The organism is Peptostreptococcus sp. (assembly GCF_977045075.1).
The window spans coordinates 1-11125 of sequence record NZ_CDRRTB010000056.1; the positions used below are offsets into that span (position 1 = coordinate 1).

Genomic DNA, 11125 nt, shown 5'->3' on the forward strand with positions numbered 1-11125 from the left:
GCTGTTGATATCGTTATTAAATTTTGCTACTTTTTATTATAGTGCTGCCATTGCTTCGTGAAGAGCCTTACCTAATCTCTTAACACCTTCAACAATCTTGTCTTCAGGCATACAAGAGTAGTTCATTCTGAAGTGGTTAGCATTTCCACCGTTTGGATAGAATGGTTCTCCTGGAACGTAAGCAACGTTGTTTGGAAGAACTACGTCCTTCATTAACTGAGCTGCATCTATACCTTCTGGAAGAGTTACCCAAGTGAATAGACCTCCGTCAGTTCTTGTGAATTTAATACCTTCTGGGAAGTATTCATCCATAGCATCTAACATAACAGTTCTTCTCTTACCATATACTTCTTTAATCTTTTCAACGTGAGCATCTAGGTCATACATTTCTATGAACTTAGCCATTTCCATCTGAGAGATAGTAGAAGCCTGTAAGTCAGCTGCCTGCTTAGAAATGTTGAACTTTTCAAGAATTTCTGGAGCAGCACAAACCCAACCAAGTCTGAATCCTGGAGCGAATATCTTTGAGAATGTACCAAAGAATAGAACTAGTCCCTTTGTATCATATGACTTTAATGATGGGAATATTTCGCCTTCGAATCTTAATTCACCGTATGGGTTATCTTCAGCTACTGGAATTTCATACTTGTTGATGATTTCCATGAACTGCTTTCTTCTTTCTATTGGCCAAGTTCTACCAGATGGGTTCTGGAAGTCTGGAATAACATAGATGAACTTAACGTCTGGGTTTGCAGCAAGAGCCTTTTCTAATTCAGACATTATCATACCGTCTTCATCAGTTGGTATTTCTATGAATTCTGGTCCGTAAGCCTTGAATGCATTAAGAGCACCTAGGTAAGATGGGCTTTCAACGATTATCTTGTCACCTTCATCAAGGAATACTCTTCCCACGAAGTCTAGACACTGCTGAGAACCGTTAGTTACAAGTATGCTATCTGCTGTAACATTAGTATGAAGCTTTCTGTTCATTCTTTCAGCTATAGCTTCTCTTAGTGGTGGGTAACCATCTGTTGCATAGTACTGCATTGCTGCTCTACCCTGTTCTTCAAGAACTGCTAAAGCAACCTTCTTCATTTCTTCAACTGGGAATAGCTCTGGAGCTGGTAATCCACCTGCGAATGAAATAACTTCTGGGTTAGAAGCTAACTTAAGGATTTCACGTATTGCTGATCCTTCTGCATTTTCTAGTCTTCTTGCAAATTTTACTGCCATTTTAAAAAGCACCTCCATTTAAATAAAAACAAAATATATTTTAATCCACAAACTGAATTTGAATTAATTTGTGAACTATAGACGATTTATCAAAGGACTCCATCCTATATATTCACTATAGGAACTTCTTTATCCTCTTTTCTGCTGTTTCCCTATCTAACATAATAATTCTTCCACAAGAATTACACTTAAATTTGACGTCAGCACCAGTTCTTATGATTGTAAACTCCTTACTACCACAAGCATGTTGTTTTTTTAATTCAACAAGACTACCAACTTTTATATCCAGTGGCATAAGCAGTCCTCCTTACTAACATATTAATACAATCCCACGTTTTTATTAAGCTTATAAAAGCGTTTGCTTAAAGCACAAAAAACAAAACTTGAACTGTATCATCCAAGTATTCTTACATACTTATATGTATATAATATCATAAGATTTACATTATTTGTACATTAAATCTAAAATATTCTGTATAATTTTTGTATAAATTTTATACTAGTTAAAGAATATGTTATAATATAAGTGTAAGAAGCTGATTTAAACTAGTATCTGTATTATATAAATATATAATATGGCTTTTAAAATTTTGTTTTTTAAGACCATAGACTTTGATATTTGTTGATATTTTTACAGGTAACTACTAAATTTAAAAGGAGAACTATGTTATGAAGATAAACAAGAAGATAAGGATGATACTTTTGTCAACAGCCCTAGTTTTTGGGTCTATGTTCTTGACTGCCTGCCAGGATGGAAAAGATACAGCTAATAGCAAGGACCAGACTCAAACAAGCCAGGAAGAGCCTGCAAATGGGGAAGCCACTGATGAAAATACTCAGGCAGACCATGAAAAGAATAGTAAGGACAAGCCATCCCAAGACCAGAGCAAGGACCAAAAGGACACAAGCAAGGCCAAACAAGCCAAGATAGTATACTATACATATGATATAAATACTGAAAAGCTAAGTGAAAATACAAGGTCAGTAGATGAGGTAAGTGTAGGTAATATAGTAAGGGCCTTGATAGAAAATAAGGTTCTTCAGTCTGGAACTGAGGTAAATTCAGCCAAGGTTACAGACTTAGATGGAGTAAGAACCCTTGTAGTTGACATGAATGACAAGTTTGTAAACTTTGACCAGGGAGCTACATCTGAGTCCCTAAGCCTAAGATGCTTTACAAACAGTATAGTAAAGACATTTAAGGTTGACCAGGTAAAGCTAAGTGTTAATGGAAAGAATTATTCTGGTGGACATATAGCCCTAAAGGATGGAGAATACCTAAAATTTAAGTAGCTTGTTGAGGGAGTAGACTCTGCTCCCTTTAAATTTAACTATTTAGACCCTTTTAATGTATAAGTGGTCTTAAGGCCCTTGGGTCATAACTATGAAAACAATATATTTATAAATGGTATGGAAAGGACAAAAATAATATGAAGTATGATGAGCAAATATATAGACCTCCAAAGGAGTACAAGTCACTCCTTCTACAGGTAACGAGCGGATGTACCCATAATAAGTGTAAGTTCTGTGGTATGTATAGGTATACAAATTTCAAGATGGAAAGTCTAGACCAAATAGAGTCTGATGTAATAGAGGCCAGCCAACACCCGTTCTTTAGGTCAACTAAGAGGGTCTTCCTCTTAAACGGTAATCCTTTTGTACTAAAGACAGAGAGACTTTTAAAAATAGCTGAAATCATTCACAAGTACCTTAAAAATGTTGAGGTGATTACTACCTATGCATCTATAAAGGATATAGAGAACAAGACTGATGATGAGCTAAGACAGCTGAAAGAGGCTGGAATCAATGACCTATATATCGGGGTAGAAAGTGGTAACCAGGAGGCCCTAGAATTTATCAACAAGGGAAATACTGTTGATGAGGCTATCAGGGAAATGAAGAGATTAGATAAGTTCGACTACAACTACTATGCCATGATCCTGACTGGCTTGATGGGTAGGGGGATAGACAAGGCCGTAGAAAATGGTAAAAAAACTGGTAAAATGCTTAGTCAGGTAAATGCCAGGGGGGTATTCCCTATGTCTGTAACCCTTGTACCGGGAACAGAATTATGGGACCTTTACAAGAGTGGTCAATATCAGGAGGCCAGTGAGTACGACAGGTTGGTAGAGCTTAGAGAGATAGTCTATAACCTATTACCTGAAAAGACTGCCCTTATATCTTCTGCCCATAACTCTAATACAATGTATATAAAGGGTATTGTACCGCCAGACAGGGAAAAGCTACTAAGGCAGATAGACCAGATACTGGAAGAAGCATCACCTGAGGAAATGCAGGAGTGGATAGATAGAAGGAGTATTCTTCTATAGTAAAAAGCACGAAATCTACCTATAAATTATAAATAATAGATTTTTTAAGGCAGTTGGAATAAACTTTTCACCTGCCTTTTTTGTTATTTAAGAAGTGAAAACATATTCATTTTTATTTACTTTTAAATACTTCACTTGTATAATAAAAATAGGTAGTCTAGAGTATTTCTAAACACCTAGGTTTAATTATCAAAAGACCTTCTAAATTTATGTATGACCAATTAAATCAAGGGGCTTTTATTCAAGTTACAATTTTTATGATTAAAAAGATCTAAGACGCTCGTCAGGGGGATTAAGGATATGAGATTATTAAAGTCAAAGAGAAATATATTTTTTTCAACATGTATAGCAACAGTCCTAGTTTTATTCACATTAGTATTTATAATTAATAGGAGCCTATCCTATAACGATTTACTCAATACTCAAAAGGAAGTCACTATATCTCATGTATATATAGAAGGCCTTATGCCTAATGACATAGGAAAAATTAAAAAGGAAGTAGAGGTCAATTACCTGGGCCAGGAGCAATATTATGATGGAAATAAGGACAGATCAGACAAATACTTCACCCTTATAAATATAGATAGAGATATCTTAAAAATACTTGGGCTTAGCCTCTTGAATGGTAGATTTCCAGACAAGGGTGACGAGGTAATCCTAGAAAAGTGGGCCAAGGATAACATGAAAAAATATATCAGAGGGGACTATATCTACCTTGACCTCTACCATAGGGGGCCACAAAAATTCAAGATAGTTGGTCTATTGGGGGACAATTCTTTAAATAAAAACCAGTCAAAGATAGAAATTTATAGAAAAATTGAAGATAGTCATGGTCCTAGGGATATCTATATAAACCTTAGTGACAAGGCTAATAAGGTAAATTCAATAGCCTTTCTATCAAAATATGCCAAGAACAAGGGCTATAATATGCGCACAAACAAGATACTATTAGAAAAAGAGGCCCTGTATAATAATATTTTTTCAAAGGACATGCTCCTTATGAATATCCTATTTTTCTTGATCATGTATTTTTCCATAAAGGGGATTTACTATATATCTATAAGGGATCGGATGAGAGAGTTTGGAGTCTTAAGGGCCATAGGAATAGAGAATAGGACCCTATTTGGGAATATTATTGGAGATATCCTATACCAGTCCCTACTGCCAGCCCTTACTGGTATTATAATTGGTGGCCTATTGTCATTTTTATTTAGAAATACCATTAAGAGCCTTTACAGCCTAGACTCCTTTGAGATAGTCCTAGACTATCATATTATATTGGTAATGATACCTGTAATATTAGCCTGGCTGGCCCTATCCTTGGATAATTATAGGAAGATAAGAAGGGGGGCTATTACCAACTTATTAAACTTTGAAAATGAGGATACAGGAAATAAATCCCCTAGGATAAGGAGTATACCTACAAGGAATCTTATAAGCAAGATACCCCTAAACAATCTCCTAAAGAACAAGTACAAGACCCTATTTATGACCCTATCTCTAGGTATAATATCATCATTTTTAATTGCTGGTGTATTCTACTCTAATATGAAAAATATTGCCATAAACCAGGCTATAAAGTATGAAAATAAGGACTATATACTATCTATAAATGCCTTTTATGTACCTAATGAAATTTCTGGCTTAGATGAAAATGAACTAGGTCAAATTAAAAATATAAGGATAAATAATAAGAGTGCAATAAAAGAGGTCGATGGTTTTAAGGTGCTCCAGGGAAGAATGATCATAAATGACCGAGATAAAATAAGAGACCTCTCATTTTTCAAAGACCTAAATACTACTGGTGGAGAATATACTAAGAAGGTTCTAAAGTGGATATTTAGGGAAGATAGTGGTCAATATGAGGTAAAATCAAATATAATAGGCATCAATGACGCCTACTTGAAAAAAATAAGAAAGTCATTAAAAATTTCAGATTCAGACCTAGAAAAGTTTAAAAAGGGACAGGGGGCAATATTGTTTAATGCTCCAAACCGTAAGGGAGACAAGGTCTTTAACTACAAAAACAAGGATATCATTAGTTTTAAGCACAATGTCAAGTACTATGAGGACCTGGGTTCCTCTGATGACAAGGAGTATTTTAAAAATTTAGACCTTCAAATCCTCGGACAGGTTGATATATTAGGCGTAAATACCCAAGATTATGTACCTGATTTCGTTCCGTGCTTGCTGGTTAGTAACACTTACCTGGACAAACATACCGGCTTGGACAAGTACAAGATTGTAAAGATAAATCCAAAGCCTGGCTTCAGTGTGGAAAAAATTTCTGATAAGATATTGTCTATAATTGAAAGTAAACCTAATGTCAACCTATCAAATTTTGAAGAGGAAATATTCTCTTCAAGGCAGTTTAGTGACTCACAGGAGAGGGTTCTGGTTTCTTTAAACCTAATCCTATTACTTATTATATTCCTAAATATATGTAATAGTATGATTTATAAGGTATTGAATAGGATGGATGAATACAAGGTCTTAATGAAAATAGGGGCAAACAAGAAGCAAATTAGGCATATTGTCCTGCTAGAAGGACTAATACTAGGCCTAATATCTGCTATCTTTTCTATTTTTATTTCAAGCCTTATGGAGCTTGGTATATACCACTATATCCTAGGTAGCCTATATGAGCCTGTCTTCTATAACAATATAAGAACAAGCATCTTGGTAGTCCTATTAAATATAGGCCTTGGCCTAATATCTTCAGCCATACCTTTGGCACATATAAGGAAGGGTATTAAATAGGCTAGGATTATTAGTATATATTAAAATAAGATACTATGACCCTTGTAGGTCTCATAATAAAAAACATTCAGGCCAGTACTTCATAAATATACTCGGCTTGAATGTTTTTATATTTTTAAATATTAATTTTTTTACTACCCACAATCCTATGCCCCATATAGCCACAGACTATACCCAAGATAATACCTCCCACAACATCACTCGGATAGTGGACATATAGGTAGAGTCTTGAAAAGCCTATTAGGGTGGCTAGTATTAAGCTCGGAACAAATAGCTTGCTCCTTCTAAAAAACAAGACACTTACAGCTGTAAATGATGCTGAAGTATGGCCAGATGGAAAGCTAAAATCCCTAGGCTTGTTTATCAGGAGCTTTATAGATGTATTCACATCAAAGGGCCTTATCCTTGCAAGCATAGGCTTTAGAATTATATTACATATAATCCCATTTAATACCAGGGCTATTATCATCACAAAGCCAAGCTTCCTGGTTTTCTTGGGTATAACCAGGCCTATAGAGAGGATAATCCATACAAGTCCCGAATCACCCAGGTGGCTAATAAGGGGCATTATAGAATCCATAAGGCCAGACTTCATATTGCCTTGTATTAAGTCTAAAATTACCATATCAAAATTCATTAATTGTTCTACCTTTATCTAATATATTATATACCTACATTAATTTATCATTTTCAAGTACAAAAGGCTTGGCTGTAGGCTGGTCATATTCTACATCATATTTTTCCATAAGGTACTTTTTCAAATCTTCCTTATTTTTGAACTTATTCAACCTATATGGTTCTTGGAAGGCTACCTTTTCCACAAAGTAGACCCCATCATTTGCCTTGAGCATTATACCTACATGACCTATAAAGAGGCTGTCTTGCCCCTTTTCAATCTGGCTATGGAATACTACTGATACCATGCTAGCCTTGTCATTTTTGGCGAATTTTACACCCCTAGCTTCCCATTCCTTTTTGAATATCTGATAGTGCTTTTTTACATCCTTTGTATCAATGGTTTTCACTTCGTTAAATATGCTTTTAAATATATTCTTGTCCTCTTCTGTCTTGGCAGCAGAATTATCTGTAGTCAAGGAAAGAAGGTCAATACCTAGATTTTCTGTATCATCACCAGTCTTGGCCTGGCTTGCCTTCATATAGTCACCAAATAAACCATATGAGGTTATCCTACAATTATAGCCCTCAAAGTCATTATTTTTTGCCTTCCACTGGTCCTGCATATCATAGGGATCATACTTGGTATCCTGGACACCAGCCTTTTCAAAATCCCCAGCTAGGGACTTGCTGTCTACACTAGAATTAAACTGGTCAAGGTGGTTAAAAAATACCTTCTGCCTCTCCTTGGATATACCTGCCTGGTCAAATAGGTTGGCTAGTAGATCTCTAGATGACTTGTCACTTATATTAGTATAGCTTACCTTCATCCCCTTGGCCTGGTCTGATTTGGACTCACTAAGGTTTGATGATTGACCCTGCTTACTAGCTGAACCCTCCTCTTTATTACCAATACTACAACCAGTTGCCACAAGTAGGCAAAGGGACAGTAGGCATAGCTTCTTTAAATTATTTTTCATATACACTTCTCCTTATTGTTCTTATTTAAACCCTTAGGCAGGCAATTGCAAATACCTACCTATACCTATAATAGCCTAGATTGCTAAATTATATCTATACTACCTATTTTCATATTTGATACCCAGATTCGTATTTATACTACCACATAGGCCAATATAAGTGTCTTAAAGTATATTTCAAAGACTTTTTTCTAAGTGTATAAATAAAGTCTAAGCATAGAAAAAGGGATATACAAGTCAATTGTATACCCACCTAAATTAATCTAATTTATCCTTTTTATATTAGTTTTCTTATAAAAAATATCGGCAAGAGCCTCTATGTAATTAAGCCCTCTAAGGATTCCTACGGTCTACACTCAATATAGACCATAGGGACTCTTGTCTTTATTATTTCCTTGTAGCCAAGCTTCCAGCCATTATCCTCTAAAAATTTAATATAGCCTTCCTCAGTCCACCTGTGCTCAAAGTTAACCCCTATCAAATTCAAAAATTTGGCCCAAATACCTATTTTAACAGTCATATCCCTGTTGATAAAATTTGGTGCTATTAAGAGTCCTCCTGGCTTCAAGACCCTCCTTATTTCACTTAGGGCCTTAATTGGATCAGGTATTATATGGAGGGCATTTGCTATTATGGCTACATCAAAACTATCATCTGGATAGGGAAGACTTGTAGCATCTGCAAGCTCAAAGGTAAGATTATCTGGACAAGCCTCCTTGCCAGCAACTGCCAACATACCCTCAGAATAGTCTGTAGCCACATAGGTCTTACAGGCAGGGGCTACACTCCTAGCCAAACGACCTGTACCACTACCAATCTCAAGGACGGACCTATCAGCCACTGACTTTGATATTTTTGAGTACATATAGTCATAGGTATTCCTGTCAGACTTCATAGCAAAATCATAGAGGGGGGCACACCTATCCCAAATATTTTTTTTCATAATAGCACGACCTTCCTTATTAATATACATATATTGATAATCGTTTTTATATTTATATTATAGCATATATTTTTTTCTTGTTAAGGAAAATTTTTCATCCTTATAGAAAGTATTTTGGATAAAAGTAAAAGGAGTTGCTATAGTAAAATAAACCTCTTTACTATATGCAACCCCTTTTAGAGACTTCTATTTATTTAAATTTATTTTTCTAAGGCCTGGTCAATATCAGCTATTAGGTCGTTTACATCTTCTATACCTACAGAAAGTCTAACAAGGTCTGGAGATACACCTGCCGCTGCTAGCTCTTCATCATTCATCTGCCTATGTGTAGTAGATGCTGGATGTAGTACACAAGTTCTTGCATCAGCTACGTGAGTTACAATTGAAGCTAGTTTTAAAGAGTCCATGAACTTGACTGCGGCCTCTCTACCACCTTCAACACCGAAAGAAATTACTCCACAAGATCCATTTGGTAGGTACTTCTGTGCTAGCTCATACTGGCTGTCATTTTCTAAACCTGAGAAGGATACCCAAGATACCTTTGGATGCTTTTCTAGGTGCTTAGCAATAGCTAGGGCATTTGCAAAGTGTCTTTCCATTCTTAGGTGTAGTGTTTCTAGACCAATACCTAGGTAGAATGAATTCTGAGGTGAAGGTATAGAACCTAGGTCACGCATCAAGTTTGTTGTCATCTTTGTGATATAGGCTCCCTTACCAAAGCTTTCAGTATATACAACACCGTGGTAAGTTTCGTCTGGAGTAGTTAGTTCTGGATACTTTTCACTGTACTTTGTCCAATCGAAGTTACCTGAGTCTACAACAACACCACCGACAGAGTTTGCTGAACCATTCATATACTTAGTAGTTGAGTGTGTAACAATATCTGCACCCCATTCAAATGGCTTACAGAAGATTGGTGTTGGGAAGGTATTATCTACTATTAGTGGCACACCATGCTTATGGGCAGCATTTGCAAACTTTTCTATGTCTAATACGTTAAGTGAAGGGTTTGATAGGGTTTCACCAAATACTAGTTTAGTATTAGGCTGGAACTTTGATTCTAGCTCTTCAACTGAAATATCTGGTTCAACAAATGTAGACTCTATACCAAAGTTCTTCAATGTATTAGCTATTAGGTTGTATGTTCCACCATATATAGTAGAGCATGAGATAACATGGTCGCCTGCTCCAGCTATATTGATTATAGCGAATAGGTTGGCAGCCTGGCCTGATGAAGTTAGTATAGCAGCTACACCACCCTCAAGCTGGCAAATCTTTCTTGCCACAGCATCATTTGTTGGGTTTGAAAGTCTAGTGTAGAAGTAGCCTGCTTCTTTTAGGTCAAATAGGTCACCCATCTGCTGAGATGTCTCATATTTAAAAGTTGTAGATTGTACTATTGGAACTACTCTTGGTTCTCCATTCTTTGGTTCGTAACCACCTTGTACGCATATTGTGTTAGTATTGAAATTTGTCATTAAAATCACTCCTTTTCTTTTTCTAAAATTTTAAAATATATTTGTTTTTATTTATATGTTAACAGGGCTTTTACTCAAACTGTGTCAGTGGATCTTTCCCCTTTACAGCTCCTATTATAAATCCAAGTGTTGCAGGTAGGAACCATGCAAAACCAAGACCGCTTAACGGAAGTAAATCAACAAAAGCCTTGATAATAGCTATGTCGGCAACTGATAAAATTGCTTCTAAAATACTTACTGCTAGTGTAAATATAAGGGCATATCTGAAGCTCTGCTTGTTAGGTATATACTTACGGAAAATACCTAGAATCATCAGAACTATTAAACTTGGGTAAACCCCCTTATAAATCGGTGTTGCAAAGTAGATGATTTTTTCAACACCTAGTACAGCTATTGTAGCACCAAGGACTGCGAAAACTAGGGCAGCTAGCTTGTGTGGTATCTTTCCATTTGAAAAATCATGGAAGAAGTTAGCAATAGATGTAATCTGGCCTATAGCAGTTGTTACACAGGCTAAAACTACGGCTATTGAAAGGAATAGCATTCCATTCTTTCCAAGGACTCTTTCAGCAATACCAAGTAATAACTGACTTCTTTCTATATCCTTTGGATAGTAGCTGCTTACTGAAGCACCTAGGTAGATTAGACCTACATAGATAACAGCCAAAAGTATAAGGGCAATAACACCGCAATAAGCAGTAAGTTTATTTCTTTCTCCACTTGTCTTATATCCCCTGTGGATAATATCTCCTATAAAGACAGTACCTATAAGGTAACTCACTATTA

Annotated in this window: 10 protein-coding genes; 3 read left to right on the forward strand and 7 right to left on the reverse strand. The window is 36.0% G+C overall.

What is annotated here, in order from left to right:
- Positions 1-36: 36 nt before the first annotated feature.
- Both ACW6OJ_RS05545 and ACW6OJ_RS05550 read right to left on the reverse strand, forming a co-directional pair.
- Positions 37-1233: an aminotransferase-like domain-containing protein gene (locus ACW6OJ_RS05545; RefSeq protein ID WP_456095984.1), complete on the reverse strand. Its 1197-nt coding sequence runs from the start codon at positions 1231-1233 to the stop codon at positions 37-39.
- Between the two features lie 115 nt (positions 1234-1348).
- Positions 1349-1528 (reverse strand): DUF951 domain-containing protein, encoded by a 180-nt coding sequence (locus ACW6OJ_RS05550; protein ID WP_293427587.1) that lies wholly within the window; start codon positions 1526-1528, stop codon positions 1349-1351.
- 374 nt (positions 1529-1902) lie between these two features.
- Here ACW6OJ_RS05550 and ACW6OJ_RS05555 point away from each other — a divergent pair, with 374 nt between their 5' ends.
- The 3 genes from ACW6OJ_RS05555 (at position 1903) to ACW6OJ_RS05565 (ending at position 6323) form a co-directional block, all read left to right on the forward strand.
- Positions 1903-2526: a GerMN domain-containing protein gene (locus ACW6OJ_RS05555; protein ID WP_456095985.1), complete on the forward strand. Its 624-nt coding sequence runs from the start codon at positions 1903-1905 to the stop codon at positions 2524-2526.
- A 137-nt stretch (positions 2527-2663) separates the two neighbouring features.
- Positions 2664-3563, forward strand: a complete 900-nt coding sequence (locus ACW6OJ_RS05560; RefSeq protein ID WP_304196024.1) for a radical SAM protein — start codon at positions 2664-2666, stop codon at positions 3561-3563.
- Between the two features lie 300 nt (positions 3564-3863).
- On the forward strand, positions 3864-6323 hold the full coding sequence (locus ACW6OJ_RS05565) for an ABC transporter permease (protein ID WP_456095986.1): 2460 nt from the start codon (positions 3864-3866) through the stop codon (positions 6321-6323).
- Between the two features lie 115 nt (positions 6324-6438).
- Here the strand turns inward: ACW6OJ_RS05565 and ACW6OJ_RS05570 are convergent, their stop codons facing one another.
- The 5 genes from ACW6OJ_RS05570 to ACW6OJ_RS05590 form a co-directional block, all read right to left on the reverse strand.
- Positions 6439-6960: a phosphatase PAP2 family protein gene (locus ACW6OJ_RS05570; protein ID WP_456095987.1), complete on the reverse strand. Its 522-nt coding sequence runs from the start codon at positions 6958-6960 to the stop codon at positions 6439-6441.
- Positions 6961-6994: 34 nt separating this feature from the next.
- Positions 6995-7918, reverse strand: a complete 924-nt coding sequence (locus ACW6OJ_RS05575) for a DUF4300 family protein (protein ID WP_456095988.1) — start codon at positions 7916-7918, stop codon at positions 6995-6997.
- 343 nt (positions 7919-8261) lie between these two features.
- Positions 8262-8861 (reverse strand): class I SAM-dependent methyltransferase, encoded by a 600-nt coding sequence (locus ACW6OJ_RS05580; protein ID WP_313964552.1) that lies wholly within the window; start codon positions 8859-8861, stop codon positions 8262-8264.
- A gap of 200 nt (positions 8862-9061) precedes the next feature.
- Entirely contained in the window at positions 9062-10339 is a 1278-nt protein-coding gene (locus tag ACW6OJ_RS05585; RefSeq protein WP_456095989.1) for an O-acetylhomoserine aminocarboxypropyltransferase/cysteine synthase family protein, read from the reverse strand.
- A gap of 70 nt (positions 10340-10409) precedes the next feature.
- Positions 10410-11125 (reverse strand): branched-chain amino acid transport system II carrier protein (locus ACW6OJ_RS05590; protein ID WP_456095990.1); only part of this gene is annotated, 716 nt, incomplete at its 5' end.